The 26776-nt window shown below is 71.6% G+C and carries 24 protein-coding genes; 8 read left to right on the forward strand and 16 right to left on the reverse strand.

Annotated features, from left to right (window positions below; translation table 11 throughout):
• Positions 1 to 47 precede the first annotated feature (47 nt).
• A complete protein-coding gene (locus ACFY6S_RS12110) occupies positions 48 to 368 on the reverse strand; it encodes a glucose PTS transporter subunit EIIB (protein WP_388825166.1) in 321 nt (106 codons plus the stop codon).
• A gap of 108 nt (positions 369 to 476) precedes the next feature.
• Here ACFY6S_RS12110 and ACFY6S_RS12115 point away from each other — a divergent pair, with 108 nt between their 5' ends.
• Together ACFY6S_RS12115 and ACFY6S_RS12120 are read left to right on the forward strand one after the other, a co-directional pair.
• Positions 477 to 1769: a PTS transporter subunit EIIC gene (locus ACFY6S_RS12115; protein ID WP_388825163.1), complete on the forward strand. Its 1293-nt coding sequence runs from the start codon at positions 477 to 479 to the stop codon at positions 1767 to 1769.
• Positions 1770 to 1981: 212 nt separating this feature from the next.
• Positions 1982 to 3268, forward strand: a complete 1287-nt coding sequence (locus tag ACFY6S_RS12120) for a PTS transporter subunit EIIC (protein WP_388825160.1) — start codon at positions 1982 to 1984, stop codon at positions 3266 to 3268.
• A gap of 94 nt (positions 3269 to 3362) precedes the next feature.
• Here the strand turns inward: ACFY6S_RS12120 and ACFY6S_RS12125 are convergent, their stop codons facing one another.
• The 8 genes from ACFY6S_RS12125 to ACFY6S_RS12160 all read right to left on the reverse strand — a co-directional run bounded on the left by ACFY6S_RS12125 (position 3363) and on the right by ACFY6S_RS12160 (position 14245).
• Positions 3363 to 4115 carry an MBL fold metallo-hydrolase gene (locus ACFY6S_RS12125; protein WP_388825157.1) on the reverse strand — a complete coding sequence of 251 codons (753 nt, stop codon included), beginning with the start codon at positions 4113 to 4115 and terminating at the stop codon, positions 3363 to 3365.
• 644 nt (positions 4116 to 4759) lie between these two features.
• Positions 4760 to 8020, reverse strand: coding sequence for a nicotinate-nucleotide--dimethylbenzimidazole phosphoribosyltransferase (cobT, locus tag ACFY6S_RS12130; RefSeq protein WP_388826143.1), 3261 nt, complete (start codon positions 8018 to 8020; stop codon positions 4760 to 4762).
• A gap of 279 nt (positions 8021 to 8299) precedes the next feature.
• Entirely contained in the window at positions 8300 to 9520 is a 1221-nt protein-coding gene (cbiE, locus tag ACFY6S_RS12135; RefSeq protein WP_388826146.1) for a precorrin-6y C5,15-methyltransferase (decarboxylating) subunit CbiE, read from the reverse strand.
• A 97-nt stretch (positions 9521 to 9617) separates the two neighbouring features.
• Positions 9618 to 10295, reverse strand: coding sequence for a GNAT family N-acetyltransferase (locus tag ACFY6S_RS12140; protein WP_388826811.1), 678 nt, complete (start codon positions 10293 to 10295; stop codon positions 9618 to 9620).
• Between the two features lie 132 nt (positions 10296 to 10427).
• Positions 10428 to 11282, reverse strand: coding sequence for a MetQ/NlpA family ABC transporter substrate-binding protein (locus tag ACFY6S_RS12145; RefSeq protein WP_388826149.1), 855 nt, complete (start codon positions 11280 to 11282; stop codon positions 10428 to 10430).
• 104 nt (positions 11283 to 11386) lie between these two features.
• Positions 11387 to 12058 (reverse strand): methionine ABC transporter permease, encoded by a 672-nt coding sequence (locus tag ACFY6S_RS12150; protein WP_388826152.1) that lies wholly within the window; start codon positions 12056 to 12058, stop codon positions 11387 to 11389.
• Positions 12055 to 13170, reverse strand: a complete 1116-nt coding sequence (locus tag ACFY6S_RS12155) for a methionine ABC transporter ATP-binding protein (protein ID WP_388826155.1) — start codon at positions 13168 to 13170, stop codon at positions 12055 to 12057. The genes ACFY6S_RS12150 and ACFY6S_RS12155 overlap by 4 nt, the downstream gene beginning before the upstream one ends.
• A gap of 427 nt (positions 13171 to 13597) precedes the next feature.
• Positions 13598 to 14245: an HAD family hydrolase gene (locus tag ACFY6S_RS12160; RefSeq protein ID WP_388826158.1), complete on the reverse strand. Its 648-nt coding sequence runs from the start codon at positions 14243 to 14245 to the stop codon at positions 13598 to 13600.
• Between the two features lie 145 nt (positions 14246 to 14390).
• Here ACFY6S_RS12160 and ACFY6S_RS12165 point away from each other — a divergent pair, with 145 nt between their 5' ends.
• Both ACFY6S_RS12165 and ACFY6S_RS12170 read left to right on the forward strand, forming a co-directional pair.
• The gene (locus ACFY6S_RS12165) at positions 14391 to 14750 is read left to right on the forward strand and encodes a hypothetical protein (RefSeq protein ID WP_388826161.1); all 360 of its coding nucleotides are present in this window, start codon (positions 14391 to 14393) and stop codon (positions 14748 to 14750) included.
• Between the two features lie 4 nt (positions 14751 to 14754).
• Positions 14755 to 15231, forward strand: coding sequence for a hypothetical protein (locus ACFY6S_RS12170; RefSeq protein WP_388826814.1), 477 nt, complete (start codon positions 14755 to 14757; stop codon positions 15229 to 15231).
• Positions 15232 to 15312: 81 nt separating this feature from the next.
• Here ACFY6S_RS12170 and ACFY6S_RS12175 read toward each other — a convergent pair whose 3' ends face one another.
• The 3 genes from ACFY6S_RS12175 to ACFY6S_RS12185 all read right to left on the reverse strand — a co-directional run bounded on the left by ACFY6S_RS12175 (position 15313) and on the right by ACFY6S_RS12185 (position 17677).
• Entirely contained in the window at positions 15313 to 15816 is a 504-nt protein-coding gene (locus ACFY6S_RS12175; protein WP_388826164.1) for a GNAT family N-acetyltransferase, read from the reverse strand.
• 36 nt (positions 15817 to 15852) lie between these two features.
• Complete coding sequence (locus ACFY6S_RS12180) at positions 15853 to 16461, reverse strand: sigma-70 family RNA polymerase sigma factor (protein WP_388826167.1); 609 nt, start codon at positions 16459 to 16461, stop codon at positions 15853 to 15855.
• Between the two features lie 73 nt (positions 16462 to 16534).
• On the reverse strand, positions 16535 to 17677 hold the full coding sequence (locus tag ACFY6S_RS12185; RefSeq protein WP_388826170.1) for a glycerophosphodiester phosphodiesterase: 1143 nt from the start codon (positions 17675 to 17677) through the stop codon (positions 16535 to 16537).
• 188 nt (positions 17678 to 17865) lie between these two features.
• On the opposite strand from ACFY6S_RS12185, the gene ACFY6S_RS12190 reads away from it, so the two are divergent.
• Complete coding sequence (locus tag ACFY6S_RS12190) at positions 17866 to 18588, forward strand: lysophospholipid acyltransferase family protein (RefSeq protein WP_388826173.1); 723 nt, start codon at positions 17866 to 17868, stop codon at positions 18586 to 18588.
• 57 nt (positions 18589 to 18645) lie between these two features.
• On the opposite strand, the gene ACFY6S_RS12195 is transcribed toward ACFY6S_RS12190, so the two are convergent.
• The 4 genes from ACFY6S_RS12195 to ACFY6S_RS12210 form a co-directional block, all read right to left on the reverse strand.
• Positions 18646 to 20196: an MFS transporter gene (locus ACFY6S_RS12195; RefSeq protein WP_388826176.1), complete on the reverse strand. Its 1551-nt coding sequence runs from the start codon at positions 20194 to 20196 to the stop codon at positions 18646 to 18648.
• Positions 20193 to 20741, reverse strand: coding sequence for a TetR/AcrR family transcriptional regulator (locus ACFY6S_RS12200; protein WP_388826180.1), 549 nt, complete (start codon positions 20739 to 20741; stop codon positions 20193 to 20195). The genes ACFY6S_RS12195 and ACFY6S_RS12200 overlap by 4 nt, the downstream gene beginning before the upstream one ends.
• A gap of 265 nt (positions 20742 to 21006) precedes the next feature.
• Complete coding sequence (gene argH / locus ACFY6S_RS12205; protein WP_388826183.1) at positions 21007 to 22434, reverse strand: argininosuccinate lyase; 1428 nt, start codon at positions 22432 to 22434, stop codon at positions 21007 to 21009.
• A 101-nt stretch (positions 22435 to 22535) separates the two neighbouring features.
• Complete coding sequence (locus ACFY6S_RS12210) at positions 22536 to 23729, reverse strand: argininosuccinate synthase (protein WP_388826186.1); 1194 nt, start codon at positions 23727 to 23729, stop codon at positions 22536 to 22538.
• A gap of 166 nt (positions 23730 to 23895) precedes the next feature.
• Here ACFY6S_RS12210 and ACFY6S_RS12215 point away from each other — a divergent pair, with 166 nt between their 5' ends.
• The 3 genes from ACFY6S_RS12215 to ACFY6S_RS12225 all read left to right on the forward strand — a co-directional run bounded on the left by ACFY6S_RS12215 (position 23896) and on the right by ACFY6S_RS12225 (position 26771).
• Positions 23896 to 24477 carry a pyridoxamine 5'-phosphate oxidase family protein gene (locus ACFY6S_RS12215; protein ID WP_388826189.1) on the forward strand — a complete coding sequence of 194 codons (582 nt, stop codon included), beginning with the start codon at positions 23896 to 23898 and terminating at the stop codon, positions 24475 to 24477.
• Between the two features lie 135 nt (positions 24478 to 24612).
• Positions 24613 to 25290, forward strand: coding sequence for a L,D-transpeptidase (locus ACFY6S_RS12220; RefSeq protein WP_388826192.1), 678 nt, complete (start codon positions 24613 to 24615; stop codon positions 25288 to 25290).
• Positions 25291 to 25403: 113 nt separating this feature from the next.
• Positions 25404 to 26771: a ferric reductase-like transmembrane domain-containing protein gene (locus ACFY6S_RS12225; protein WP_388826817.1), complete on the forward strand. Its 1368-nt coding sequence runs from the start codon at positions 25404 to 25406 to the stop codon at positions 26769 to 26771.
• The last annotated feature ends 5 nt before the right edge of the window (positions 26772 to 26776 follow it).

Consider the following 26776-nt stretch of genomic DNA (forward strand, 5'->3'; position numbering starts at 1 on the left):
CGGGCCACCGGTCGCCCCGGGGACGCCTCAAGAGGGCCGGACGACGGTCACATCATGTCTTCGATGTCGGCGGCGATCGGGTCGGCGTCGGTGCCGATGACGACCTGGATCGCGGTACCCATCTTGACGACGCCGTGGGCTCCGGCGGCCTTCAGGGCCGCTTCGTCGACGAGATCGGGGTTGACGACCTCGGTACGGAGGCGGGTGATGCAGCCCTCGACCTCCTCGATGTTGTCGAGTCCGCCGAGTCCGGCGACGATCTTCTCAGCCTTGGTGGCCATGTCTTTCTCCCTGACGCTCTGGCGCTCTGCTCCGGCCGCTCCGACCGCTCCGGTACGACTCCGTACCGCTTCGTCACGGTAACGCACGGTTGGAGCATCTTCACGGGCGAACTGTCACCCCTTACCGAAGGATGGAGCCTATCGCAACTGGTCTACACCAGTCGCGAACGGTCGGAAAACGACAGGAGAACGCCCATGAGCGCCGAGAGCGCGGCAGCTCCGCGACCGGGTCCGGCGGGGCGGGCGGGACCGGGCGGGCGCTGGTGGAACGGGCTGTTCCGGGGGCTCCAGAAGGTCGGTCGCAGCCTCCAGCTGCCGGTGGCGGTGCTGCCCGCCGCGGGGCTGCTCGTCAGCCTGGGGAATCTGCTCTCCGCCTATCCGCACGGCGCCTTCTGGGACAAAACCGCGAAGGTGTTCAGCCTGGGCGGTGCGGCCGTCCTGGACGGGGCGTTCGGACTGCCGCTGCTGTTCTGCATCGGGGTGGCGATCGGCTTCGCGAAGAAGGCGGACGGCTCCACCGCGCTCGCCGCGGTCGTCGGCTTCCTCGTCTACCACGGCGTGCTGGCCGCCTTCCCGGTCGGCGGCTCGGTGACCAAGGAACTGCCGGAGGGCACACCGCAGAACCCGGGCGTGCTGGGCGGCATCCTGATCGGGCTGCTGACGGCGGTCGTCTGGCAGCGGTTCCACCGCACGAGACTCGTCGACTGGCTGGGCTTCTTCAACGGCCGCAGGCTGGTACCGATCCTGATGGCCTTCATCTCCGTGGTGCTCGGGGTGGTGTTCGGGCTGCTGTGGCAGCCGGTGGGCGACGCGCTGACGGCGTTCGCCAAACAGCTGATCGACCTGGGCGCCTGGGGCGCGGGGATCTTCGGCGTCGCCAACCGCCTGCTGATCCCGATCGGGATGCACCAGTTCCTGAACACGTTCTTCTGGTTCCAGGCGGGATCGTTCACCAAGCCGGACGGCTCGGTCGTCCAGGGCGACCTGACCCGGTTCTTCGCCGGCGACCCGTCGGCGGGCCAGTTCATGTCCGGCTTCTTCCCGATCATGATGTTCGGCCTGCCCGCCGCCGCGCTCGCCATCGCGCACTGCGCGCGCCCCGAGCACCGCAAGCGGGTGGCGGGGCTGATGCTCTCGGTGGCGCTGACCTCGTTCGTCACGGGGGTGACCGAGCCGCTGGAGTTCTCCTTCATGTTCGCGGCGCCGCTGCTGTACGGGGCGCACGCGCTGCTGACCGGGGCGTCGATGGCGATCACCTGGGCCCTGGGGGTCCACGCGGGCTTCAGCTTCTCGGCCGGCCTGATCGACTACGTGGTGAACTGGCATCTGGACACCAAACCCTGGCTGATCATTCCGATCGGGCTCTGCTTCGCGGTGGTGTACTACGCGGTCTTCCGCTTCGCGATCACCCGGTTCGACATCCCGACGCCCGGGCGCGAGCCCGAGGAGCTGGAAGCGGAGATCGAACAGCGGAACACCGAGGCGTAACCGTCCAGTTGGACCGTACGACGCGCTCCGGACGGCCGGAGGGCTCCGGACGAACCCCCCGCGCATTCGTCGGGAGGGTTTGCCGGGAGGGGCCTTTCGACTGTTCCTTATCCCTTCCTCACCGTGCTACAACTGGCCTGCACCACTAATGGTGTAGACCACACGGCCGGGTGCCCCAGGCGTCGCGTGCCGCGTTCCACTGGAGGAAGTTGATGTCCACCGCCGGCGCCGCCTCCGCGGCTGACAAGAAGCCCGCAGCGGAGCAGAAGGGACTCGGCAGCCGCGCGATGGCCGTGCTGCAGCGCATCGGCCGCAGCCTGATGCTCCCCGTCGCGGTCCTGCCCGCCGGCGCGCTGCTGGTGCGTCTCGGCAACCCCGACATGCTCGGCCGCGACTCGTTCCCCGCGTTCATCACCAAGATCGCCGGCTTCATGGCCGCGGGCGGCAACGCCATCCTGGACAACATGCCGCTGCTGTTCGCCGTCGGCATCGCGATCGGCTTCGCCAAGAAGGCGGACGGCTCCACCGCACTCGCCGCCGTCACCGGCTACCTGGTCTTCAAGAACGTACTGGCCACCTTCACCGACTCCAACCTGCCCGAGGTCGCGCAGGTCGTGGACGGAAAGATAGTCATGACCAGCGCGCCCGTCGACGCGAAAGTCCTCGGCGGCATCGTCATGGGCATCGTCGTCGCCCTGCTCTACCAGCGCTTCTACCGCACGAAGCTGCCCGACTGGGCGGGCTTCTTCGGCGGCCGCAGGCTCGTCCCGATCCTCGCCGCCTTCGCGGGCCTCGTCATCGGCGTCATCTTCGGCTACATCTGGCCCGTACTCGGCTCGGGTCTGCACAACCTCGGCGAATGGCTGGTCGGCTCGGGCGCCTTCGGCGCGGGCATCTTCGGTGTGGTCAACCGCGCGCTGATCCCCATCGGCATGCACCACCTGGTCAACTCGTTCCCGTGGTTCCAGGCCGGTACGTTCGACGGCAAGAGCGGCGACATCAACCGCTTCCTCGCGGGCGACCCGACCGCCGGACAGTTCATGACCGGCTTCTTCCCGATCATGATGTTCGCCCTCCCGGCGGCCTGCCTGGCCATCTACCACTGCGCCCGTCCGGAGCGCCGCAAGGTCGTCGGCGGCATGATGTTCTCGCTGGCCCTCACCGCGTTCGTCACCGGCGTGACCGAGCCCATCGAGTTCACCTTCATGTTCATCGCCCCGGTCCTGTACGCGATCCACGCCGTACTCACCGGTGTCTCCATGGCCCTGACCTGGGCACTCGGCATGAAGGACGGCTTCGGCTTCTCGGCGGGCGCCGTCGACTTCCTGCTCAACCTGGGAATCGCCACGAACCCCTGGGGCCTGGCGCTCGTGGGGCTCTGCTTCGCGGCGCTCTACTACGTGGTCTTCCGCTTCGCGATCATCAAGTTCAACCTGCCGACGCCGGGCCGCGAGTCCGACGAGGAGCTCGCGGAGCTGCTCAAGGCCGAGGCGAAGTAGGACGAGGCGGCAGCGGGAGCCGGAGCGCCCCGCACCCCGCACACCCCGTGGGCCCGGCCGTTGTCAGGAACGGCCGGGCCCACGGTCGTACGTATCAGATCTCGTAGACCATGCCCGGAGCGGCCAGCTCCGACGGTCCCGCGTAGACCTCGCGCGCGTCGGACAGATTCAGCTCGCCGTCCGTCCACGGCGGTACGTGCGTCAGCACCAGCCGCCGCGCCCGCGCCCTGGCGGCGTGCGCGCCGGCCTCCCTGCCGTTGAGGTGCAGGCCCTCGACGTCCTCCTTGCCGAACGTGAAGGCCGCCTCGCAGAGAAAGAGGTCGGTGTCCTCGGCCAGCTCCACCAGCGTCTCGCTGGCGCCGGTGTCACCGGAGTAGACGAGCGACCGGCCGCCGTACTCGACCCGGATCCCGAACGTCTCGACCGGGTGCGCGACCTTCTCCGTACGCACCGAGAAGGGGCCGATGTCGAAGAAGCCCGGCTTGAGCGTGTGGAAGTCGAAGACCTCGCTCATGGACTTCTCCGTCGGCGTGTCCGCGTAGGCCGTGGTCAGGCGCTGCTCGGTGCCCTCGGGGCCGTAGACGGGGATGGGGTCGCAGCGACCGCCGTCGAAGCGGTAGTAGCGGGCCACGAAGTAGGCGCACATGTCGATGCAGTGGTCCGCGTGGAGATGGCTGAGGAAGATGGCGTCGAGGTCGTAGAGACCACAGTGGCGCTGCAACTCGCCAAGGGCGCCATTACCCATGTCGAGGAGCAGCCGGAAGCCGTCGGCCTCTACGAGGTAGCTGGAGCAGGCCGAACCCACGGAGGGGAACGAGCCCGAACAGCCGACGACGGTGAGCTTCATGGAGCGTGAACCTCCGTGGCGTGGAAGGGGGGCGACGGGGGTCGTGCGGTTTGTCGAGCGTAAAGCGCGAAAGGGCTGGTCGCTCCTCCACGGTGGCCCTGTGTGGGGGAACTCACCCACGGTGTCACCGGTTCGGATGGCGGTGGGGGCGGCGGTGGGTGGGTGGCGCGGGTGCGGGTGCGGGGGCGGGGGGTGGTGGTGCGGGTCCGCGGTGATGGTGCGGGGGCCGGGGGCTCCGGAGGCGCATGTCCGGACGGCATGATTTACGGCGCGTGCGGGTCGTTGATCAGGGTGCGGGTGCGTCATGCGCCACAAATCACGCTTTATTGTCCGGACACCCACCTCCTGCGCCCCCGACCCCCTCCCCCCGGCGGGCCCGCACCACCACCGCCTTTGGGTGAAGGGTTAGTGGGTGTGTGCGGGTGTCACGTGGTGTGCGGCGGACAGGAAAGGGGGGCCCGCCGGGGGGGGTGCGTCCGGGGCAATAAAGCGTGATGTGTGGCGCATGACGTGCCGGTCACCTATGTGGACAAGCCGCACGCGCCGTAAATCTTGCCGCCCCGGATGTACCCCCTGCGGGGACACCCGGACCCCACCCGCACCCGACCACCGCCCCCCGCCAACAACCCGCAACGGCGGCCCCGCTACTTTTCCGTTACCCCCGCCGAGTCGAACGTCGCCACCTCGTGCATCGCGCGCGCCGCGCTCTGGATCACCGGGAGCGCCAGCAGCGCCCCGGTGCCCTCGCCCAGGCGCAGGTCGAGGTCGACCAGCGGGCGCAGGCCCAGCTTGTTGAGGGCCGCGACATGGCCGGGCTCGGCACTGCGGTGGCCGGCGATGCAGGCGGCGAGGGCCTCGGGCGCGACCGCCCGGGCGACCAGCGCGGCCGCGCCCGCACTCACGCCGTCCAGGAGGACCGGCGTACGCATGGACGCGCCGCCCAGCAGGAAGCCCACCAGCGCGGCGTGCTCAAGGCCGCCGATGGCCGCGAGGACGCCGATGGGGTCGGCCGGGTCCGGCTGGTGGAAGTCGAGGGCGCGGCGTACGACGTCGACCTTGCGGGCGTGCATCTCGTCGTTGATGCCGGTGCCCCGGCCGGTGATCTCCGCCGGGTCCTGGCCGGTGTAGACGGAGATCAGCGCGGCGGACACGGTGGTGTTGGCGATGCCCATCTCTCCGGTGAGCAGGGCCTTGTTGCCCGCGGCCACCAGATCGCGGGCGGTCTCGATGCCGACTTCGATGGCGGCGAGGACTTCCTCGCGGGTCAGGGCGGGGCCCGTCGTGAAGTCGGCGGTGCCGGCGCGGACCTTGCGGGGCAGCAGGCCGGGCGTGGCCGGGAGGTCGCTCGCGACGCCCACGTCGACGACGCAGACCTCGGCCCCCACCTGGTTCGCGAACGCGTTGCACACCGCGCCGCCGCCCAGGATGTTGGCGACCATCTGACCGGTGACCTCACGCGGCCAGGGGGTGACGCCCTGGGCGTGGACGCCGTGGTCGCCCGCGAAGATCGCGACGGCGGCGGGCTCGGGGATGGGCGGTGGGCACATGCGTGACAACCCGCTGAGCTGGGCGGAGATGATCTCCAGCATGCCGAGCGCACCGGCGGGTTTCGTCATGCGCTTCTGGCGTTCCCACGCCTCGCCCAGCGCCTTGGCGTCCAGCGGGCGGATTCCGGCGACGGTCTCCTGGAGCAGGTCGTGCGGCTCCTCGCCCGGCAGGGCCCGGCGGCCGTAGGTCTCCTCGTGGACGACCCAGGACAGCGGGCGGCGCTTCGACCAGCCCGCCTGCATCAGCTCGGGCTCCTCGGGGAACTCGTCGACGTATCCGACGCACAGGTACGACACGACTTCGAGGTGTTCGGGCAGTCCCAGCGCGCGGACCATCTCGCGCTCGTCGAAGAAGCTGACCCAGCCGACGCCGAGCCCTTCGGCGCGGGCGGCGAGCCAGAGGTTCTCGACGGCGAGCGCGGAGGAGTACGGGGCCATCTGCGGCTGGGTGTGCCGGCCGAGGGTGTGGCGGCCGCCGCGCGTCGGGTCGGCCGTGACCACGATGTTGACCGGGGTGTCCAGGATGGCCTCGATCTTCAGTTCCTTGAACTGCTTGGCCCGGCCCTTGGGCAGCGAGTTGGCGTACGCGTCGCGCTGCCGCTGGGCCAGTTCGTGCATGGCGCGCCGGGTCTCGGCGGAGCGGATGACGACGAAGTCCCAGGGCTGCGAGTGGCCCACGCTGGGCGCGGTGTGCGCGGCCTCCAGGACGCGCAGCAGCACCTCGTGCGGGATCGGGTCGGGGCGGAAGCCGTTACGGATGTCCCGGCGCTCGCGCATCACGCGGAGTACGGCGTCGCGCTCGGCGTCGTCGTACCCGGACGCGGCGGCCGTGCCTTCCGAGGGCGCCTCGGGCTCGGGAGCCACCGGCTGCTCGGGAGCCGTCTGCTGGGGAGCCACCGGCTGCTCGGTAATCGTCGGCTGTTCGGGCTGTTCCGGCTCGGGGGTGATCTCCGCTGCCGCCACCGCGGGGACGGGCTCGACGGCTACGGGTGCCTCGGCGGCCACCGGCGCCGGTTCGGGTGCGGCCTCGGGCTGGGCCTCGGGGGCCGCCTCGGGCTCGGGTACGAGGGTGGCCTCGGGCTCCGGTACGGGTGCGGGCGGAAGTTCTTCGGCGGCCGGCTCGGGGGCGATCGGCTCGGGCCGGACCTCGGCCTCGGGTTCCTGCGCGGGCTCCGGCTCCGGCTCGGGGGCGGCCACCTCGGCCACCTCGACCGGCTCGGCCACCTCGACCGGCTCGGGAGCGGCGGGCGCCTCCGCCACGGGCTCCGGCTCGGGCAGCACCTCCGCCGGCGCCTCCGGTTCGGTCACGGGGGTCGGCTCGGGAGCCTCCTCCGGCGTCGGGGCGACCGGCTCCGCTACGACCTCCGGGGGCGCCACTGCCTCGGGTACGGCCTCCGGCTCGGCCACGGCCGCCTCGGGGGCGGGCTCGGGCTCGGGTTCCGGCGCGGCTTCGGCGACCGGCTCGGCCGCCGGCTCCGGCTGCGTCGGGAGGTCCGGGATCTCGCCGAGCTGCGGGCCCGGCAGTACGGCGGGCTCCTCGGCCGGGGCGTCTTGGTGCTCCGGCTCCGCCACGGGCGGGACCTGCGGCTGCGCCGGGGGCTGCGTACGGACCGCCTGGGCGGGCGCGCCCGCCGGGCCCCGGTCGGCCAGTGAGCGCACCACGCCGCCCGTGGGGTCGGGCACCGGGGGGCCCATGTGCAGCGGCCTGCGTGCCGGCGCGGGCGCGGCGGCCGGTGCCGTGGCCTGGTGCCTCGCGGCGGCCGGTGCGGACGCCGGGACGCGCACGCCGTTGAGGTCCACCGAACCGGTGTCACGCCCCCCCGCCTCGTGCGCGCCGGGCTGGTGCGGGGGCTGTTCCGGCTCGGCCGGTGCCTGCGGCTGCTCCGCCGCGGCCGACTCGGGTGGTGCCTCGTACACGTCCGGCGCCTGCGGCAGGCCCTCCGCCTGGACCGGCGGGACCGGTTCGGCCGGCGGCGCCGGCTGTTCTATGGGCGCTGCCTGCGGCGTCAGGGGCTCGACGCCGGGCTGTTCGGGCACCGCGTACGCCTCGGCCGGTGCGGCGTAACCGTCCTGGACCGCGTAGCCCTCGGGGGCCGGCGCGTATCCCTCCGGGGCGGCGTACCCCTCGGGCACCCCGTATCCGGCGGGCGCGGCGTAGGCCGGCGTCTCGGCGGGGATCACCTGGGGGTTGTTCCATCCGCCCTGCACGCTCGGCATCAGGAGGATTCCCTCGTCCTCGGGTACGGGCTCGGCGGAGTCCAGGTAGGTGTACGTGCCGGGAGCCGGGGTGTCCGGCTGCTCCACCATGCCTGCGTTCTCCGGCAGTCCCTCGCCCGGGACCTGGCCGGTGTCAGTCATGCGTACCCCTCGCCCATGTGAATCTGCTCCTTCGGCCCATCAACCGGGGCGCCCGATCCGCGACGCTTCGGCGTCCGTCATCAACAACGAGCGCGGGCGCCGTGCGGCACGCATGACGGCCTGCTGTGGGCTGCGCCACGTCGCGCGTCCCCCCGGTTGTCGCCGTACCACATCAGCACCCAAAACGGGTCCTTTTTCCGGACATTGACGAACGAACGACGAACGCCCGGCTGCGGTTCAACGATCGGCCAGCCTACCTCGCGCGACCCGGCGGCGGGGTCAGGGGGCGCTGTCGGGTCGCTGCCCCGAGACGAGGAAGACGACGGAACGCTCGCGTTCCGACCAGGCTCCGGTGTCCAGTTCGACGGACTGGAGCAGGGCGCACTCCACCGCGTAGCCGCCCTCCGCCAGGGCCCTGCCGACGGCCTCCGCCTCGTCCCTGGTCGCCGCGTGGGTGACGATGCGCTCGGGCCTGCGGTCGGCGCAGGCGATGACGACGTCGACGCCACCGCCGCCGATCCGTACGACGTCGGGTTCGGGCAGCCGTTCCAGCACGTGCGGCGCCCGGCCCTGGACCACCTGGAGCTGGACACCGGCGCGCCGGGCGGCGGCGGCCGTGCTGGCGCAGGCGCCCGGCTCGTCGTCCACGGCGATCACGGCGGCGCCGAAGCGGGCGGCCTCGGCGGCGAGGGCGCCGCTGCCGGAGCCGATGTCCCAGACGAGGTCGCCGGTCCTGGCTCCGATCCTGGCGAGCTGGGCGGCGCGCAGCCAGGTCGACTCGCCCTCGTCCAGCTCGATGCCGTACTCCTCGGTGGGCAGCGCCCAGCCGCGCGCGGCCGGCGGGTAGCCGGGGTCGCGGCCGGCGATCCAGCCGCCGGGGAGGGAGACGGAGGTGCCGATCCCGCCGATGACGATCACGACGTTGGGGTCGCGCCAGACGTGGTCGGCGGCCTTGTCGGAGGTGAGGACGGTGACCTGTTCGCGGTCGGTGCCGAGTTCCTCGCAGATGACGAAGGTGCGGTGGACTCCTTCGAGGAGGAGCGCCAGTTCGGCGGGGCCCGCGCCCGGGGAGGTGAGCACCGCGACCTTGGTGTGTGCCCGGCAGACGTTGACGGCGCGGCGCAGCGTACGGCGGTGGGCGACGACGATCTGGGCGTCGTCCCAGGCCATTCCGGCGCGGGCGAAGGCGGTCGCCACGGCGGAGACGGCGGGTACGACCTCGACCTCCAGGCCGTGCTCGGGGGCGCGCAGGGTGCGTACGACGCCGAAGAAGCCCGGGTCGCCGTCGGCGAGGACCACGGCGCTGCCCCGGTGTCCGGCGATCCTGCGGGCGGCGAGGTCGATGGAGCCGAGCCGGATGCGTTCGGCGTCGGCGGGCACCTCGGGGAGAGCCAGATGGTGTGCGGCTCCGGCGACCAGGGTCGCCGCCGCGAGGGCGGACCTGGCGGCGGCGGTGAGGGGCGAACCGTCCCAGCCGATCACCGTGACGCGGTCGGCCATCGTCGTCAGTCTCCTGGTGTTGTGGTGATGGTGCGGGGCGTGACCGGCGCGTGCGGGGCAGGGTGAGAGTACCTGCCCCCGCTGTGGGCGGGTGCCGTCAGTTCCAGTCGGTGAAGGACGCGTAGCCGCCGGCGTCCGCCATCTGTTCGGCGACGCCTTCGAGGTCCTCGGGCAGGAGGCCCCAGACGAGGAGGTCGGTGCGGATGTCGGTCCAGCCGCCGTCCTCGGTCTGGGTCCGGGCTATCCAGGCGTTGCGCAGGACGCCCTCGCTGATGCAGCCGATCTTCTGGGCGACCTGCTGGGAGGCGGTGTTGTCAGCGGGGGTGCGCACTTCGATGCGTTCGAACTTCTGGTCGCGGAACAACCATTGGGCGACCGCGAGGGCCGATTCGGTGGCGTAGCCCTCGCCGCGGGCCCAGGGCGCGGTGACATAGGCCGCCTCGGTGGAGAGCGCGTGCCAGTTGGTGCGGCGCAGCCGGACGACGCCGACCAGTCGCTGGGTGAGGAACTCGGTGACGGCGAAGGCGATTCCGCGTCCCTTCAGCCGCTCGGCGGGGGCGATGGTGCCGACCCATTTCTCGGCGTCCTCGCGGGTGTAGGGGTGCGGTACCGAGGTCCAGGCGACGACCATCTCATCGTTCATCATCTCGATGTGCGCCGGGATGTCCGCCGGTTCGAAGGGGCGCAGCACCAACCGCTCCGTGCTGATGGAAACGTCCGGAAAGGTGGTAGTCATGCAAGCTCCATGCCTCAGTCCGTCGTAAATGCACAGCATGCAGCATCCGGTGAGGACGCGCATGGCCGGGTCCTCGGGGATGCGAGTGCCCCGCGTACGACGGGCGTACGCGGGGCGGTCGCGGGCAAGGACGCTGCCGCGGGGCGGGTTTGGCCGTCCTGGGTGAGGGTCCTATCCGGCGGCGCCGAAGGCGGGGACGACCGAGCCGTCGTAGGTGTCCTCGATGTACTTCTTGACCTCGGGCGAGTTGAGGAGCTTCGCGAGCTTCACCACGCGCGGGTCCTTCTCGTTGCCGCGCTTGACGGCGAGGAAGTTGGCGTACGGGTTGCCGTCGGCCTTCTCCAGGGCGATGGCGTCCTCGGCGGGCTTGAGCTTGGCCTCGATGGCGTAGTTGCCGTTGATGATGGCGGCGTCGACGTCGTTCAGGGCGCGGGGCAGCGTGGCGGCTTCCAGCTCCTTGAACTTGAGGCCCTTGGCGTCCTCGATGGAGGAGAGGTTGGCGTCGGAGCCCGCGCCGTCCTTGAGGGTGATCACGCCGTTGTCGGCGAGGAGCTTGAGCGCGCGGCCCTCGTTGGTGGTGTCGTTGGGGATGGCGACGGTCTGGCCGGACTTGAGGTCCTTGACGTCCTTGACCTTCTTGGAGTAGAGGCCGAGGGGCTCCAGTTCGACATCGACGACGGGCACGATGTCGGTCTTGTTCTTCTTGTTGAAGTCGTCCAGGTAGGGCTTGTGCTGGAAGAAGTTGGCGCCGACCTCGCCGGACTGGGTGGCCTTGTTCGGCAGGACGTAGTCCGTGAACTCCTTGACCTCCAGGTCGAGGCCGGCCTTCTCCGCCAGGTTCTTCTTGACGAAGTTCAGGATGTCGGCGTGCGGCGTCGGGGACGCGGCGACGACGAGCGGCTTGGAGGTGTCGGCGGACGCGCCGGTGTCCGACTGGGGGTCGGAGGAGGTGCCGCAGGCGCTGAGGGCGAGGGCGAGGGCGGCGGCGGTCGCCGCGGTGGCGGTGTATTTGACGGTGGTACGCACGAAGAGTGCCTCTTTCCGTGATGCGGGTGTCGAGGCCCGGACAAGGAGTGCGGGCCATGGGGAGGGTGCCGGCGACCGGTCGGGCCGAGGCCCGGCGGGCCGGGTCAGGAAGCGGTGCGGCCGCGGCGGGAGAGCAGCCGGATGACGCCGTCACCGAGCAGCTGGACCACGGTGACGAGGGCGATCAGGACCACCACGGTGGCGATCATGAAGCCGTTCTCGAAGCGCTGGTATCCGTAGGTGACCGCCTTCGAGCCGAGCCCCTCGCCGCCGACCGCCCCGGCCATGGCCGAGTAGCCGATGAGCACGATGAGGGTGGTGGTGACGGCGGAGATCAGGGACGGCAGGGCCTGCGGCAGCAGTACCTTGCGGACGATGGTGGGGATGGAGCCGCCCATCGCCTGGACGGCTTCGACCAGTCCGTGGTCGACCTCCCTGACCGCGGTCTCGACGAGCCGGGCGAAGAAGGGGATGGCGCCGATGGCGAGCGGCACGATCATCGCCGTGGGGCCGATGAAGGTGCCGACGACGAAGGTGGTGAAGGGGATCAGGGCGATCAGCAGGATCATGAACGGCAGCGAACGGCCGATGTTCACGATCACTCCGACCACCTTGTTGACCGCGGCGTTCTGGAGCAGTCCGCCCTTGTCGGTGAGGACGAGCAGGATGCCCAGGGGCAGTCCGCCGGCGATGGTGACGAGCGCGGACCAGAGCACCATGTAGAGGGTGTCGACGGTCCCCTGGGTCAGCAGTGGCTGCATTTCCGACCAGGTCACTTGGCATCCTCCTTGACCGGGGCGGTCGCCCGCTCGGCGGCGTCCCCGGAGTCCGGGGCGGGGGTCGTGTCGTCCTCGGGCTCCGGCGTGCGGGTGTCGTCGGGGCCGACGATCTCGGCCTGGAGCCCCTGCTCGCGCAGGAAGCCGACCGGCACGACGTTCTCCTCGTACGGTCCGGGCAGTTCGATCCGCATGCGGCCGATCTGCCGTCCGCCGACGGTGTCCATGGCGGCGCCCAGGATCGAGATGTCGATGTTGTACGTACGGGAGAGCTGTGAGATCACCGGCCGGGTGGCGGCCTCGCCATGGAAGGTGACGTCGATGACGGTGCGGTCGGAGCCCGCCGGGGCGTCGCCGACCGGGAACAGTTCCCGTGCCAGCTCGGAGCCGGGGGTGGCGAGCAGTTCGTCGACGGTCCCGGATTCGGTGATCCGGCCCCGGCGCATCAGCGCGGCCGAGTCGCAGATCGTCTTGACGACCTCCATCTCGTGCGTGATGAGCAGCACCGTCAGCCCGAGCTGCTGGTTGAGGTCGCGCAGCAGCTGGAGGATCGAGCGGGTGGTCTCGGGGTCGAGGGCGCTGGTCGCCTCGTCGGAGAGCAGCACCTTCGGGTTGCCCGCCAGGGCGCGGGCGATGCCGACGCGCTGTTTCTGGCCGCCGGAGAGCTGGGCGGGGTACGCCTTGGCCTTGTCGCCGAGGCCGACCAGGTCCAGCAGTTCGAGGGCGCGGCGGGAGCGTTCCCGGCCGCTGACGCCGAGGATCTCCAGCGGGAGTTCGACGTTGTCCTTGACGGTCCGGGAGGACAGCAGGTTGAAGTGCTGGAAGACCATGCCGATCGAGCTGCGCGCCCGGCGCAGTTCCCCGCTCGCCCGGCGGCCCCGGCCCGCGAGGGCGGTGAGGTCCTGGCCGGCCACGGTCACGGTGCCGGAGGTGGGGCGTTCGAGGAGGTTGACGCAGCGGATGAGGGAGGACTTGCCGGCGCCGCTCTGTCCCACGACGCCGAAGACCTCGCCCTCGCGGACATGCAGGTCGACGCCGTCGAGTGCGGTGACCTCGCGGCCTCGCGACCGGGCGGAGCGGTAAACCTTCGTCAGGCCCGTAGTAGTGATCACAGGGGTATCCGTCACTGTCGAGTGCGCGGCGAGGGGTCCGCCGGGCACGGGGCATTCGTCGTGGCCGCGTCGCACGCCGCCGTGGTGGCGGGTGGCCGGTGAGCGGACGTGGGCGCGGAGCGTCCCGGGGCTGTCGGGCTCCTGGCCGGGTCCCGATGGCGTACGGGACCGGCGTGGCCGCGCGGTCCTTCGGGTCTCGCTTCGGGGCGCGAGGCGCAGGCGGGGGCCCTCAGTTGGCGCACATTCGACACAGACAACGAGCACCGGGCGTGGTGATCGCCTCGGTCGCGGGTGCGCGGTAGCTCGTCGTGGTCATGCGGTAAGTAAAACAGACCGGAGGGCGGCCCCACCGGCTGTCCGCATGGCGGGACGGTTCGTCGTGGCATATGGACAGCCGGGGCGGGCCCCGCGGCCCGCCCCGCGGTCGTCAACCGGCGGCACGGATCTCCACTCCCCCGGCGGTGACCTGCACCGACAGGGCCGAGAGATCGGGTACGACCAGATCAGCCTCCAGCTCGGCGCGGTCATGCGTTGTGGCCAAGGCCACGGTCCTCATACCGGCGGCGCGCGCGGACGCGAGTCCCGCCGGGGCGTCCTCGAAGACCACGCACCGGGCGGGGTCCACCCCGAGCCGGGCGGCTCCGAGCAGATAGGGCTCCGGATCGGGCTTGCCGCGGGTGATGTCGTCGGCGGCGACCATCGTCCCGGGCCGCAGGCCCACCGCAGCGAGCCGCGCCTCGGCCAGCCGCCGGGTGGCCGAGGTGACCACGGCCCACCGCTCGGCGGGCACGGCGGCGAGCAGCTCGGCGGTGCCGGGGAGCAGCACGACTCCCCCGGCGACATCGTCCACCTCCAGCTGCTCGATACGGGCCACCGCCTCGTCGACCCGGTCGGCGGGCAGCAGGTCGGCGGCTATCTCGGCGGCGGGGCGGCCGTGCAGCCCGACCCGCGCGAACGCCTCGGCCGTGACGCCGTACTCCCGCGCCCACCGGGTCCAGCACCGGGTCACCGAGGCCAGCGAGGAGACGAGGGTTCCGTCGTTGTCGAACAGCAGGGCTTCGGCGTGGATCGTCATGGGGCCGACCCTACGTGGCGGTTTCCGGCCGCCCGCGCCGGTCTCCCGGTGCGGGCGGGCGCGGGCGTGCGGGAGGCGTGCGGGTGCGGGGAGGGGTGCGGGGGCGCGCGCTTCGCGCCCCTTACCCCGTAATACGCTCAGGGCCATGCTTGTCGCCCTGACGGTCGCCCTCTCCGTGGCCGCGCTCGCTCTCGCCGCCTGGTGCGGCCACGCCGCCTACCGCGACCAGCCCACCAAGGACTGGCACTTCATCGGTATGGCCGTGGTGACGGTGCTGGCACTGGCGCAGCTGGTGGTGGGGATCGTGCGGCTGGCCCGGGGCGAGACGGCGCACGACGGCTCGGTGATCTTCGTCTCGTATCTGCTCGGCGCGCTGCTCGCGGTGCCGGCGGCCGGCTTTCTCTCGCTCTCCGAGCGGACCCGCTGGGGCTCGGTGACGGTGGCGGCGGGAGCGGTCGTGCTGGCGGTGCTGGAGGTGCGGCTCCATGACATCTGGAAAGGCTGACGACATGACGACCGAGGTGTCCGGGGCCGGCCCCGGGGGCGCGTCCGGCGCCGGGAACGAGCCGGGGTCCGGGGAGGCTCCCGGGGCCGGGACCCGGCTGGTCAAGGGGCCGGGCCTGCTGCTGCTCTGGCTGTACGGGGTGATGTCGGTCGGCGCGGTCTCCCGGTCCGCGTACCAGATCGCCACCGAGTTCGACCGGGCGCCGCTGGCGTACGCGCTCTCCGGGGTGGCGGCGCTGGTCTACGCGTTCATCACGTACACGCTGGCGCGGGGCGGACAGACGGCGCGGAAGGTCGCGCTGGCGTGCTGCGCCGCCGAACTCGCCGGGGTGCTGATCGTCGGCACCTGGACGCTCGTCGCCCCTTCGGCGTTCCCGGACGCGACGGTCTGGTCGGACTACGGCATGGGCTATCTCTTCATCCCGGTGCTGCTGCCCGTCACCGGCATCCTGTGGCTGCGCGGGGGTGCGACGCGGCGGTGAGGGCCCGGCGGGGCGGGGTCGTAAGGGGGGCGGAATCCCCCGCGCCGTCCTGCGCGGACCGCCGGGGATTCCGCCCTCACGTCAGGCGCTGGCCATGTACGCCCCGGCGCCGGCCGGCTTCTCCAGGGTGACGAGCCGCACCTTCGGCCCTGCCTCCTGGGTCGCGACGGGCGCGTAGCCCCGGCTGCGGTAGAGGCGCAGATTTCCCTCGCCGCGATGTCCGGTGAACAGCTGGAAGCGCAGGGCGGCCGGCTCGGCCGCGAAGTGTGTCTCGATGGCGTCCAGGAGGCGTCCGCCGAGACCGTGCCGGCGCAGCCTCGGATGGACGATCAGTTTGGCGATGCGGGCGGTGCCCGTCGCGTCGACGCAGCCGCGCACCGAGGCCACGACCTCGTCGCCCAGGCGCGCCACCAGGCCGTGGCCGCGGTCGAGTTCGGCCCGCAGGTCGTCGAGGGTCTGGGTGAGCGGCTCGATGGTGTAGTCGCCGTACAGCTCCGCCTCGTTCTGATAGCACAGGTACTGAAGCTTCAGGATCTGTTCCGCGTCCTGCGCACTCGCCGCTGAGATGGTCACGCTCATGCCCATGTGTGCATGCCTCCCGCTCACTTGTCCGCCCAATGTCTATCGCTCCTCTCCCCCGAGTTCAGCGGGCGCAATCTCGGCGGCGAGCATTCGGCGGAGGCATCCCAGACATCTGGAGCGCAACGGGCCCAAACTGCCCTGTGACATACCCAACTCCCCGGCGATTTCCCGGTAGGTGGGGTCCCCCGGCGAGAGCATCGCGGTCAGGACCCGCGGGCAGCGTCCGGGGGTACGGCGGACCGCCGCGCGCAGGGTCCGCTGCCGGTCGGTGCGCAGCGCGGCCCGCTCCGGGTCGGACTCGGGCCCGGCGGGGGGTTCGTCGCGGCGCGGGTAGGTGTGTTCGCGGGCGGCGGTCCGCCGGGCGCGGCGGGCCTGTGCGCGTACGGCGTCGCGTACCCAACGGGCGGGATCGCCCGGCGTCCGGGCGTCGGCCGGCCGCTCCAGCAGCCTTACCCAGACGCCTTGTTCGAGGTCGCCTGGGTCCATTCCGGCCGACGGGGCCTCGGCCGCCGCCTCGGCGCGGACGAGCGGAAGCAGTACGTGTACGAGGGCGGCCACGGCGTCGGGCACGGGCACGGACAGCGGCGCGGGCCCGGGCGCGGGCTCCGGCGTCGCCGGACGGGGCGGGGTGGCTCGTACTGGCGTCATGTCCGGCGGGACGACGGGGACCGGCGGACGGTTGCGCCCCGGCCGGACAGTCACCCGACCGGGGCACGCGCGTTCAGCGGCTGACGAAGTCCGCCCGCGCCAGCAGTCCGGTGTCCGGGTTGTCGGTGAAGATGCCGTCGATGCCCTGTTCGAAGTAGGCGCGGAAGGCGCCGAAGGCGTCACCGTAGGCGTTGGGGTCCGTCCCGCGCCGGAAGTCGGCGGGCAGGAAGGCGTTCTCGTCGCGCAGGGTGTACGGGTGCAGGATCAGCCCCTTGGCGTGGGCGTCGCGTACGAGCGTGGTGGGTCGGGTGAGCCTGCCCTGCGCGTCCTTCGGGATGATCAGGTCCAGCGTCGGGCCGATGCCCTGGGCGAAGGACGCGATCCACTTCAGGCCCTCGGGGGTGATGAGGTCGGCGACCGTACGCGGGTCCCCGGCCGTGCGGAGGTCCCACGGGCGGGTGCCCGCCGCGTCGAGCAGGACGACGCGGGGCGAGGCGACCAGCTTCGCCATCCGCCGCATGCTGGTCGGTTCGAAGGACTGGAGGAAGACGGCGGAGTCCGCGCGGTCGCGGCCGTACCGGCGCAGCAGCTTCGCGAGGGGCTCCTCCGGGCCGAGGCCGATGCCGCGGAAATAGGTGGGGTGCTTGGTCTCGGTGTAGAGCCAGACCCGGCGGCCCCGGCGGCGGCCCTGCTCGTCGGCCCAGCGCAGCACCTCCTCGAAGGTGGGGATCTCCCAGCGGCCGTCGTACAGGGTGTTGCGCTGCCGCACGCCCGGGATGCGTTCCGCGGCGCGCAGCGTCTTCAGTTCGGCGAGTGTGAAGTCCTCGGTGAACCAGCCGGTGAGGGTGGTGCCGTCGATGCTCCTGGTGGTCCTGCGGCTCGCGAACTCGGGGTGGTCGGCGACGTCCGTCGTGGCGCTGATGTCGTTCTCGTGACGGCACACGAGGTGTCCGTCCTTGGTGGGGACCAGGTCCTGCTCGATGACGTGCGCGCCGAGGTCGAGGGCGAGTTGGTACGAGCCGAGGGTGTGCTCGGGACGGTAGCCGCTGGCCCCCCGGTGGCCGATGATCGTGGGCACCGGCAGGTCACGGCGTCCCGGCGCCGCCGGGGCGTCAGCGGCCCGCGCCGAGGCGGGCAGGGCGAGGGCCGCGGAGCCGAGCGCCGCCGCTCCCAGCACGGTCCGCCGGCCGGGGGTGTTCCGCGCGTCTCGGTTCATGAACGCTCCTTGGTGTCGGGGTCCCGTGTCCGGTTCTTCGTCGCCGGACGCGGGCCGAGCGTAGGGCGCGGCGCCTTCCGTACGGGAGACCGCGGCCGAACGTGGCGCGAACACATGTCAACACCGCGTATCCGCTCCGTGAACCGGATGTGCGCCCACCGCGCCCCGGGAGTATCGTCCTCACCTGCATGGATTTAGTAGGCCATCCAACAACCGACCCACCGACACCGGAGGACCCGTTGTCCCGCTTCGTGCTCATCAAGGCAGCGCTCGGACCGATCATGCGCCTGATGTTCCGCACCCGGGTGGAGGGCGCGGAGAACATTCCGGGGAGCGGCCCCGTGATCCTCGCGGGGAACCATCTGACGTTCATCGACTCGATGATCCTTCCCCTGGTCTGCGACCGTCAGGTGTTCTTCATCGGCAAGGACGAGTACGTCACGGGCAAGGGGATCAAGGGCCGGCTGATGGCCTGGTTCTTCACCGGCGTCGGCATGATCCCGGTGGACCGGGACGGTGGCAGGGGCGGGGTCGCGGCGCTGATGACGGGCCGCCGGGTGCTGGAGCGGGGCGATGTCTTCGGCATCTACCCGGAGGGCACCCGCTCCCCCGACGGCCGTCTCTACCGCGGGCGTACGGGCATCGCGCGGCTGACGCTGATGACGGGCGCGCCGGTGGTGCCGTTCGCGATGATCGGTACGGACAAGTGCCAGCCGAACGGTTCCGGCATGCCGCGCAGCGGCAAGGTGACGGTGCGGTTCGGCAAGCCGATGGAGTTCTCCCGGTACGAGGGCATGGACCGCGACCGGTATGTGCTGCGGGCCGTGACGGACTCGGTGATGGCCGAGGTCATGGCGTTGTCCGGGCAGGAGTACGTGGACATGTACGCGACCAAGGCCAAGGCGGCGTAGCCGCCCGGCAGGGCGGCTGCCACCGGAGCCGGGGCTCCGGTGGCAGCCGCTCGCCGCTCAGTGCTCCCCGTACTCCACGCCGTCCTCCAGCTTCTGACCGCGCAGCAGGAGCCATGCCGCCACCGCCGTGGCGAGCAGCACCACCGCGCCCACACCCGACGCGAGCCGCAGGCCGTCGACGAACGATTCCTGCGCCGCCGCCACCAGCTCGGCGCCCAGGGGCCCGGGGAGTCCGGAGGCGGCGTCGACCGCGCCGCCCAGTGATTCGTGCGCGGCGGAGGCGGTGCCCGCCGGGACGCCGGGCGGGGTGGGGAAGTCCCGGTAGACGCCGGTGACGATGGAGCCCAGCAGCGCGATCCCGAGCGCGGCGCCGAGTTCGTAGGCGGTCTCGGAGACGGCCGAGGCGGCGCCGGCCTGTTCGGTGGGGACGCTGGAGAGGATCACGTCGGAGGTGACGGTGAAGGAGAATCCCGCGCCGACGCCGACGACCAGCAGGACGGCGCCGAACATCGGATAGCCGGTGGACTGGCTGATGCCGGTGAGCGCCGCGAGGCACAGACCGATGGCCGCGAGACCGCCCGCCACCACGGAGCGTACGGAGAACCGGCGCGCCGCCTTCCCCGCGAGCAGCCCCGCCGTCACCGCGCCGACCGCCGCGGGCAGTTCGGCGAGACCGGCCTCCAGCGGCCCCCGGCCCTGGACGAGTTGGAGGTACTGCGACAGGAAGAAGACCAGGCCGGAGAGGCCGAGGATGGTCAGCAGATCCGCCAGGACCGCGCCGGAGAAGCCCCGGTGATGAAAGAGCCGCATGTCCAGCAGGGGCGCGAGAAGGGTGAACTGGCGCCGTACGAACCACCACAGCGCGACCACGCCGATCACCCCCACCACGGCCACGTCCCAGGCGAACCCGTGCGACGCGGCCTCCTTGACGGCGTAGACGACACCGACGATGCCGATGAGCGAGAGCGCCACGCTGAGCAGGTCCCAGGGGCCGGGAGCGGGGTTCTTCGACTCGGGCAGCGTCTTGATGCCGACGAGCACCAGCACGGCCATCACCGGCAGGTTGATCAGGAAGACGGAGCCCCACCAGAAGTGCTCCAGCAGGAAGCCGCCGACCACCGGTCCCACGGCGGCGCCCGCCGAGGCCATGGCGCCCCAGATGCCGACGGCGAGGCTGCGCTCCCTGGGGTCGTGGAAGATGTTGCGGATGAGCGCGAGGGTGGCGGGCATCAGGGTCGCGCCGGCGACGCCCAGCAGCGCCCTGGACACGATCATCATCTCCGGGGAGGAGGCGTAGGCGTTGAGCACGGAGATCCCGCCGAACGCGACCGCTCCCGTCAGCAGCAGCTTCTTGCGCCCGACCCGGTCGCCGAGGCTGCCCATGGAGACCAGGAGACCGGCGATGACGAACGAGTAGATGTCGCCGATCCACAGGAGCTGGGTGCCGGTCGGCTTGAGGTCCTCGCTCAGGAAGGGGGTGGCGAGCCCGAGCACGGTCGCGTCGACCGCCACGAGCAGGACGGCGAGGACGAGGACGGTGAGCGCGAGCCACCGCCCGGGGCGGGGACTGTACGCGCTCTCCGCCGTGGTCCGGTGCGGGCTGGTCATGGATTCACACTCCGTCGTGCTCCGCCGAGCAGCAGCTCGACGATCATGTACTGGAATTCCTTGGCCGCGACGCGGCCCTCGTGGACGGACCAGGCGCCGGCGCTGATGAGCCCGTAGAGCGCCTCGGTCAGCCAGACGTGGCTGAGGTCGATCCGGAAGGTTCCCTCTTCCTGACCGCGTCGGAACAGTTCGGAGAACCGGGCGTCCGTCCGGTTCCAGCCGTCGTGGATGTCCCCCGTGAACAGCTGGTTCTCGGTGAGGAGGAAGGAGAGGAGCCCGGCGGCGGGCTCGATCGCGGCGATCAGTCTGCGCAGGGCCTGGTCCGCCGGTCCCTCGGCGAGCCGGGCGCCGTCGAGCGCCGCCTCCATCTCCTGGATGCCCAGCTCCTCCAACGCCTTGATCAGCGCGTCCCGCCCGGCGAAGTGCCGGTGCAGCGTCGCACGGCCCATCCCGGTGGCCCGCGCCACCTCGTCCATGGTGGCGGTCGGCTTACGGGTGAGCAGGGCCGCGGCGGTGCGCAGCGCCTGATCGCGGTCGACTGTCATGAGGCGACCATAACCCGAATGAGACATTGATGTCTCATTCGGGATGTTGGTGAACCACTGCCCGGAGGGCGTCGCAGGTCGTGGAAGTCCCGCCGCCGTCGCGGGAGTCGCAGCCCGCCGCCGTCGCGGGAGTCGCGGAAGGGGCGCGCGGGAGGCGAGAGGGGCGCGCGGGAGAGGCTCGACCGGATCGGCCCGGCCTGCCCGAGCGACAAACGGCGAGGGCGACCCGGTCACGCGTGACCGGGTCGCCCGAAGAGGCCGCGCGTTACCTCTTGGCGGACGCCCAGGCGTGCTGTATCACCAGATCGGCCTTGACCTCGGAGAGCTGGACGGCGACGGCCGAAGGAGCCGTGCCGCCCCGGCCGTTGCGGGAGGCCAGCGCGCCGGCGACGTTGAGGACCGAGCGGACATCGGGGGTGAGGTGCTCGGAGATCTTGGCGAACTGGTCGTCCGTCAGCTCGTCCAGCTCGATGCCCAGCACCTCGCACTCCTTGACGCACTCCCCGGCGATCTCGTGTGCGATCCGGAACGGCACGCCCTGCCTGACCAGCCACTCGGCGATGTCGGTGGCGAGCGAGAAGCCGGCCGGGGCCAGGGCCTCCATCCGCTCCCGGTGGACGGTGAGGGTCGCCATCATGCCGGTGAAGGCGGGCAGCAGGACCTCCAGCTGGTCGCAGGAGTCGAAGACCGGCTCCTTGTCCTCCTGGAGGTCACGGTTGTACGCGAGCGGCAGCGCCTTGAGCGTGGCCAGCAGCCCGGTCAGGTTGCCGATCAGCCGGCCGGACTTGCCGCGCGCCAGCTCCGCGATGTCCGGGTTCTTCTTCTGCGGCATGATCGACGAGCCGGTGGAGAAGGCGTCGTGCAGGGTGACGAAGGAGAACTCCTTCGTGTTCCAGAGGATGATCTCCTCGGCGATCCGCGACAGGTTGACGCCGATCATCGCCGTGACGAAGGCGAACTCCGCGACGAAGTCGCGGGAGGCGGTGCCGTCGATGGAGTTGCCCGCCGAGCCGCGTTCGAAGCCGAGGTCGGCGGCGACCGCCTCGGGGTCGAGCCCGAGCGAGGAGCCGGCCAGCGCGCCGGAGCCGTACGGGGAGACGGCGGTGCGCTTGTCCCACTGCCGCAACCGCTCCGCGTCCCGGGACAGCGACTGCACATGCGCCAGCATGTGGTGCCCGAACAGCACGGGCTGGGCGTGCTGGAGGTGCGTACGGCCCGGCATCGCGACATCGGGGTGCGCCTCGGCGAGACCGACCAGCGCGTCCTGGAGGTCGGCGATCAGTCCGCCGATGATCCTGGCGTGGTCGCGCAGATACATCCGGAAGAGGGTGGCGACCTGGTCGTTACGGGACCGGCCGGCCCGGAGCTTGCCGCCGAGGTCGGCGCCGAGCCGCTCCAGCAGCCCGCGCTCCAGCGCCGTGTGGACGTCCTCGTCGGCGATGGTGCCGGTGAAGGAGCCGTCCGCCACGTCCGCTTCGAGCTGATCGAGACCGGCCACCATACGGGTCAGCTCGTCGGCGGTGAGCAGTCCGGCCTTGTGCAGCACGCGGGCGTGCGCGCGGGAGCCGGCGATGTCGTACGGTGCGAGCCGCCAGTCGAAGTGGACGGACGCCGAGAGGGCTGCCAGCGCGTCCGAGGGTCCGTCCGCGAAACGGCCGCCCCAGAGCCGGACATCACCGTTGTTGCTGCTCACTGCTGCGCTCCTTGGAGAGGTCAGGAAAGTGTGCGGCCGCCTCGGCCCCGTCACGGGGGATCGAGGAGGCGGCCGTCGTGAGGACGGGATCGAGAGACGGTTCAGGCGAGGTCGCGGCGGGCCGCGATCTTCGACGACAGGCCGAATATCTCGATGAAGCCCTGCGCCTTGGACTGGTCGAAGGTATCGCCCGAGTCGTAGGTCGCGAGGTTGAAGTCGTACAGCGACTGGTCGGACTTCCGGCCGGTGACGACGGCGCGGCCGCCGTGCAGCGTCATCCGGATGTCGCCGGTGACATGCTGGTTGGCCTCGTCGACGAAGCCGTCCAGGGCGCGCTTGAGCGGGGAGAACCACAGGCCGTCGTAGACGATCTCGCCCCAGCGCTGCTCGACCTGCCGCTTGTAGCGGGCCAGCTCGCGCTCGACGGTGACGTTCTCCAGCTCCTGGTGGGCGGTGATCAGCGCGATGGCGCCGGGCGCCTCGTAGATCTCGCGCGACTTGATGCCGACCAGCCGGTCCTCGACCATGTCGATCCGGCCGACGCCCTGGGCGCCGGCCCGCTCGTTGAGCTGCTGGATCGCCTGGAGGACGGTGACGGGACCGCCGTCGATCGCGACCGGGACGCCCGCCTCGAAGGAGATGACCACCTCGTCGGCCTCGCGCGGGACCGCGGGGTTGGAGGTGTACTCGTACACGTCCTCGATCGGACCGTTCCAGATGTCCTCCAGGAAGCCCGTCTCGACGGCGCGTCCGAAGACGTTCTGGTCGATGGAGTACGGGGACTTCCTGGTGGTCGCGATCGGGAGGTTCTTCTCCTCGCAGAAGGCGATGGCCTTGTCGCGGGTCATCGCGTAGTCACGGACCGGGGCGACGCACTTCAGGTCCGGGCCGAGGGCGGTGATGCCGGCCTCGAAGCGCACCTGGTCGTTGCCCTTGCCGGTGCAGCCGTGGGCGACGGTACCGGCGCCGTGCTTGCGCGCGGCGGCGACGAGGTGCTTGACGATGGCGGGCCGGGAGAGGGCCGAGACCAGCGGGTAGCGGTCCATGTAGAGGGCGTTGGCCTTGATCGCGGGGAGGCAGTACTCCTCGGCGAACTCGTCCTTGGCGTCCGCGATCTCGGCCTCGACAGCGCCGCAGGCGAGCGCGCGCTCGCGGATGGCGTCCAGGTCCTCGCCGCCCTGACCGACGTCCACGGCGACGGCGACGACCTCGGCGCCCGTCTCCTCGGCGATCCAGCCGATGGCGACCGAGGTGTCCAGGCCGCCCGAGTAGGCGAGTACGACGCGCTCGGTCACGGGATTCTCCTCACGGTGCGATCCTTGCTAGGCATAACTATGCACCCCTCCGTATGTTTCGTCAATCGCGGAGGGTTTCCGGAGATCTTCCGGGCCCGGTGTCCGGTCGATACCGATCGTCCCCGGGTCTCTCGGAGACGGCCGGCATCGCGCGACAATCATCCTCATGGGTAAACGCTACGAACGGATCGACGGCCGCATCAGAACCTTCATCGAAGAGCAGCCCGTGTTCTTCACCGCCACCGCTCCCCTGGCCGGGGACGGCCATGTCAACCTCTCCCCCAAGGGCCGCGAGGGGACGCTCGTCGTCATCGACGAACTGACCCTCGCCTACCTCGACTTCGGCGGCAGCGGCGCCGAGACCATCGCCCACCTGCGGGAGAACGGCCGCATCACCCTGATGTGGTGCGCCTTCAGCGGCCCGCCCAAGGTGCTGCGGGTGCACGGCAGGGGCGAGCCGGTCTTCCGGGACGACCCGCGCTGGGCCGAGTACATCCCGTACTTCGAGGGCGCCGACGGGCCCTCGGCCCGCGCCGTCATCGTGATCCACGCGGAACGGGTGAGCGACGCCTGCGGTTTCGCGGTCCCCTTCATGGACTACCGCGAGGAGCGCACCCAGCACGCCGAGCACTTCGGCCGGAAGTCCGACGAGGAGTTCGCCGCCTACTGCGCGAAGAAGGATTACGTGGGGGTGAGCCTGGACGGGCTGCCGGCGCTGCCGCTGCCGCTCCCGGCGCGTACGGACTGATCCGCCGGCCCGTACGGACCGATCCGCGCGCTCCCACGAGCGGCACGCGCCGACCGGCTGAACGCGCGCCGCGTTCGGCGCAGTGCGGGGGCCGCCGGGAGGCCGGGGCAGGGCCCGGCGCATACGGTCCTGCCCATGCGCACCGCTCTCGCACTCGCCGCCGCCGCACTGCTCACCGTCGTCACCGGTACGACGGCCGCCCGTGCCGCCGTACCGGAACCCGCTCCCGAGGACTCCACCCAGTTGATCACCGCGGAGGCCCGGGACACCTCGGCGACGACCGGCCGGCTGACCTGGTGGGACCGGCGCGACGGCCACTGGGTGGCGGCCGGTTCCGCCCCGGCGCGCTTCGGCGCGGGCGGGCTGGTCGACGGGGCGCAGCGTACCCAGGGCACCTCGACCACTCCGACCGGGGTGTACGACCTGCCGTACGCGTTCGGGATCGCGCCCGAGCCCGCCGGGACGAAATACGGCTACCGCCCGGTGACCGAGGAGTCCTGGTGGTGCCAGGACAACCGGTCGAGCGCCTACAACCGCTGGGTGGAGGGCCTGCCCGCCGACTGCCGGGCCGGCGAGGCCGAGCATCTCGCGGACTACACCGCGCAGTACGACCTCGCCCTGGTGATCGGCTTCAACTACGACCGGCCGGTGCGCGGCCGGGGCGCCGGGATCTTCCTGCACGTCAACGGCGCCGGGGCGACCGCCGGTTGTGTCTCCGTACCCGCCGGGGCGATGCGGGACGTCCTGGCCTGGGCCGACCCGGCCCGGCACCCGCGTATCGCCATCTCGGTGCGGGAGGCGACCGCCCCGTAGCGCGGCGGGCACCCGCCCGCGCCGAGTTCTCGCGCACCGTCATTTGAACCCATCGCCGCTCACATCCGTATCGCCCGGCACGGAGAAAGAGTCGAGGTGCAGTTCCCGTGGCGATGACGCAGAACGGCAGGGCCGCCAGACGGCAGACCCTGCGCGCGATCCGCCCGCAGCGGTCGGGTGCGCTGCCCCTGCTGGTGACGTGCTGGGCAGGGGCGGCGGCCGTGCTGGCGCTGTGGTGGCGGAACACCCTGGTCGTACGGATGGATCCGGCGGAGTGGCTGACCGGGGCCGGGCGGCTCACCGGGCTGCTCAGCGGCTACGTGATCGCGGTCGTCGTGCTGCTGATGGCCCGCGTCCCCGCGCTGGAGCGGCGCGTGGGCTCCGACCGGGTGGCCCGGTGGCACGCGGTCTGCGGACGCTATGCGGTCAGTCTGCTGATCGCCCATGTCCTGCTGATCGTCGGCGGCTACTCGGTCCGGTCCGGCACCGGGTTCGCCGACCAGGCCGTCAGTGTCGTCACCGGGTTCCCCCGGATGATCGAGGCGGCCGTCGGGACCGTGCTGTTCCTGGTGATCGGCTTCGTCTCGGTGGGGGCGGTACGCCGCAGGGTCCGCTACGAGACCTGGTACTACCTCCATCTGCTCACCTACGCGGCGGTCTACCTGACCTTCTGGCACCAGCTCGCGACCGGCGCCGAGTTCGTCGGGAACGCGACGGCCCGTACGGTCTGGTACGTGCTGTACGGCGCGGCGGGCGCCCTGCTGCTCTGGTATCGCGTACTGGCCCCGGTCCGGCTGAATCTGGGCCATCGGATGCGGGTCGAATCGACCGTGTACGAGGCGCCCGGGGTCGTCTCCGTACTGATCACGGGGCGTCGGCTGCACCGGATCGGCGCGCAGCCGGGCCAGTTCCTCCGCTGGCGGTTCCTCACCGACGGGCTGCGCTGGAGCTCCCATCCGTACTCCCTGTCGGCGCCGCCGAGGCCCGCTCTGCTGCGGATCACGGTCAAGGCGAACGGCGGGCACAGCGAGGCGCTGTCCCGGCTGGAGCCGGGCACCCGGATCTGGGCGGAGGGCCCCTACGGGGCGATGACCGCGGCCCGGCGCAGTCGGGCGAAGGTGCTGATGATCGCGGGCGGCGCCGGGATCACACCGATGCGGGCGCTGTTCGAGACGCTGCCCGGTGAGCCCGGGGACCTGACGCTGCTCTACCGGGCCGGCCGGACCGAGGAACTGGCGCTCTGGCGGGAGCTGCGCGAGATCGCCTCGGTGCGCGGGGCGCGGCTGCTGTACGCGGTGAACGGGCCGGACGGCGTGCGGCCCGAGATCACCCCGGCGCGGCTGCGCGAGCTGCTGCCGGACATCGCCGACCACGACGTCTATGTCTGCGGGCCGGCCGGGCTCGCCCGTCAGTCGTACGAGGCCCTGCGCGCGGCGGGCGTGCCCACGCGCCGTATCCACCACGAGTCCTTCGACATGTGAGGCGG

Source organism: Streptomyces sp. NPDC012835, assembly GCF_042900885.1.
Classification (GTDB): domain Bacteria; phylum Actinomycetota; class Actinomycetes; order Streptomycetales; family Streptomycetaceae; genus Streptomyces.

Bases quoted from the DNA above. Each gene is read 5' to 3' on its own strand.
- ACFY6S_RS12115 (WP_388825163.1), top strand. From the start codon at position 477: ATGAGCGCCGAGAGCGCGGCAGCTCCGCGACCGGGTCCGGCGGGGCGG.
- ACFY6S_RS12120 (WP_388825160.1), top strand. From the start codon at position 1,982: ATGTCCACCGCCGGCGCCGCCTCCGCGGCTGACAAGAAGCCCGCAGCG.
- ACFY6S_RS12125 (WP_388825157.1), bottom strand. From the start codon at position 4,115: ATGAAGCTCACCGTCGTCGGCTGTTCGGGCTCGTTCCCCTCCGTGGGT.
- cobT (WP_388826143.1), bottom strand. From the start codon at position 8,020: ATGACTGACACCGGCCAGGTCCCGGGCGAGGGACTGCCGGAGAACGCA.
- cbiE (WP_388826146.1), bottom strand. From the start codon at position 9,520: ATGGCCGACCGCGTCACGGTGATCGGCTGGGACGGTTCGCCCCTCACC.
- ACFY6S_RS12140 (WP_388826811.1), bottom strand. From the start codon at position 10,295: ATGCTGTGCATTTACGACGGACTGAGGCATGGAGCTTGCATGACTACC.
- ACFY6S_RS12160 (WP_388826158.1), bottom strand. From the start codon at position 14,245: ATGACGATCCACGCCGAAGCCCTGCTGTTCGACAACGACGGAACCCTC.
- ACFY6S_RS12165 (WP_388826161.1), top strand. From the start codon at position 14,391: ATGCTTGTCGCCCTGACGGTCGCCCTCTCCGTGGCCGCGCTCGCTCTC.
- ACFY6S_RS12170 (WP_388826814.1), top strand. From the start codon at position 14,755: ATGACGACCGAGGTGTCCGGGGCCGGCCCCGGGGGCGCGTCCGGCGCC.
- ACFY6S_RS12175 (WP_388826164.1), bottom strand. From the start codon at position 15,816: ATGGGCATGAGCGTGACCATCTCAGCGGCGAGTGCGCAGGACGCGGAA.
- ACFY6S_RS12180 (WP_388826167.1), bottom strand. From the start codon at position 16,461: ATGACGCCAGTACGAGCCACCCCGCCCCGTCCGGCGACGCCGGAGCCC.
- ACFY6S_RS12185 (WP_388826170.1), bottom strand. From the start codon at position 17,677: ATGAACCGAGACGCGCGGAACACCCCCGGCCGGCGGACCGTGCTGGGA.
- ACFY6S_RS12190 (WP_388826173.1), top strand. From the start codon at position 17,866: ATGGATTTAGTAGGCCATCCAACAACCGACCCACCGACACCGGAGGAC.
- ACFY6S_RS12195 (WP_388826176.1), bottom strand. From the start codon at position 20,196: ATGACCAGCCCGCACCGGACCACGGCGGAGAGCGCGTACAGTCCCCGC.
- ACFY6S_RS12200 (WP_388826180.1), bottom strand. From the start codon at position 20,741: ATGACAGTCGACCGCGATCAGGCGCTGCGCACCGCCGCGGCCCTGCTC.
- ACFY6S_RS12215 (WP_388826189.1), top strand. From the start codon at position 23,896: ATGGGTAAACGCTACGAACGGATCGACGGCCGCATCAGAACCTTCATC.
- ACFY6S_RS12220 (WP_388826192.1), top strand. From the start codon at position 24,613: ATGCGCACCGCTCTCGCACTCGCCGCCGCCGCACTGCTCACCGTCGTC.
- ACFY6S_RS12225 (WP_388826817.1), top strand. From the start codon at position 25,404: ATGACGCAGAACGGCAGGGCCGCCAGACGGCAGACCCTGCGCGCGATC.